Source organism: Tepidimonas sp. (assembly GCF_046292505.1).
Lineage (GTDB): Bacteria > Pseudomonadota > Gammaproteobacteria > Burkholderiales > Burkholderiaceae_C > Tepidimonas.
This window is the reverse complement of record NZ_JBKBQX010000197.1, coordinates 1-665: the sequence shown is the minus strand read 5'-3', so window position 1 is coordinate 665 and position 665 is coordinate 1. Positions and strand designations below refer to the sequence as shown.

Below are 665 nucleotides of genomic sequence, written 5' to 3'. Positions count from 1 at the left end.
GTAAACCACCCATGAACCTCGGCACTGCTGTCCACGCGTTTGCTGCTGGCAGCCTGCCGCTCAGGCCACTGCCGATCACTCCGCCATCGACCATCCCAAACCGCGCCGGCACGCCGCCGGTACTTGCCCCCCAGGAGATCGAGTATGAGTACCCCCGAAGTCGTCCTCTGCCACGCCGTGCGCACCGCCATCGGCACCTACGGCGGCAGCCTGAAAGATACCCCCGCACCGGCGCTGGGTGCGGCCGTGATCCGCGAGGCGGTCCGGCGCGCTGGCCTGCCCGGTGATCAGGTCGACGGCGTGATCATGGGCAACGTGATCCAAGCGGGTGTCAAGATGAACCCGGCGCGCCAGGCCGGCATCGGCGCCGGGTTGCCGGTGCAGGTGCCGGCGCTGACGGTCAACCGCGTCTGCGGCTCGGGCGCGCAGGCGGTGGCCAGCGCCGCGCTGGAAATCTGGGCCGGCATGGCCCGCTGCATCGTCGCCGGCGGCATGGAGAACATGGACCGCGCCCCCTATCTGCTGCCGCAGGGCCGCTGGGGCGCGCGCATGGGCGATGTGACGATGTTCGACAGCATGCTCTACGATGGCCTGCACGACGCCTTCAGCGATAAGCATTCGGGCTGGCACACCGAAGACCTGGTGACGAAAAACGGCATCAGCCG

General features: G+C 68.9%; 1 pseudogene. It reads left to right on the top strand.

The annotated features are described in order from the left end of the window. Positions 1-144: 144 nt before the first annotated feature. Positions 145-665 (top strand): annotated as a pseudogene (locus ACK4TH_RS12720) (acetyl-CoA C-acyltransferase); the annotation flags it as partial.